The 862-nt window shown below is 38.6% G+C and carries 1 protein-coding gene; it reads right to left on the bottom strand.

Annotation, left to right across the window (positions count from 1 at the left end):
- A partial coding sequence (locus VQ048_RS12275; RefSeq protein WP_327611936.1) for an IS3 family transposase occupies positions 1–862 on the bottom strand: 862 nt, incomplete at both ends.

The raw sequence follows: 862 nt of genomic DNA, 5'->3' as shown, positions 1-862 counted from the left end.
GATTTTATTTGTCTTCTTTTTTCCAAAATTTGCTCAGATCTTCCGAAGTACACATCTGCTGGAGGAAGGTTTTTCAAAGATTCGTGATATCGCTTGTTATTGTAGTTTTCTACGAATTTTTCTAAAGCTTCCACAAGTTCTTCAGGATGATAGAAGTGATTGAGTTTTACCACATTTTTCATCGTTCTGTGGTATCGTTCTATTTTCCCTTGGGTTTGCGGATGCATCGGCTTTCCGTGAACCTGCTTCATCTTCAAATCGTCTTTCAGGTAGGTTCTGAGTTCGTTTGATATGTAGCAGGAACCATTGTCTGAGAGTAATTTCGGTTTGGCTTTAGACTTTAATTTTGCTTTTTCAATCGCTGTATTTACCGTTCGTTTCACATCTTCAGCCTTCATCGAATCGCATAGCTCCCAGTGGATGATATACCTGCTGTAGTCGTCTAAAACGGTGCTCAGATAGTACCAACCCCAACCAATCACTTTAAAATAAGTGAAATCTGTTTGCCACATTTGATGCACAAATTCTGTCTTATCCTTAAATTCATTTGCTGCTGAAAGTAAAAAATGATTCGGTGCAGGGATTAAATCCCGTTGCTTCAAAATCCTGTAAACACTGGATTCTGAGATGAAAATACCTTGTTCATCGGTAATTTTGTGCGCCAGTTCTCTTGAGGAAAGTTCCGTATGTTCCAAAGCGATTTCTACGACCAAATCTTTTTGTTCTTCCGGAATGCTGTTCCATTGTCTTTTAGATGTTCTTTTGGACGTTTCCAAGCCATCGTAGCCGTTTTCAAGGTATTTCTGATACCACTTATAGAAAGTACTTCTTGCAATCCCAAAGCTTTTCAAGGTTCGTTTTA

Origin of the sequence: Bergeyella anatis (genome assembly GCF_036016955.1) — a bacterium.
Taxonomy (GTDB): domain Bacteria; phylum Bacteroidota; class Bacteroidia; order Flavobacteriales; family Weeksellaceae; genus JAYWXI01.
This window is presented reverse-complemented; position numbering and strand designations above follow the sequence as displayed.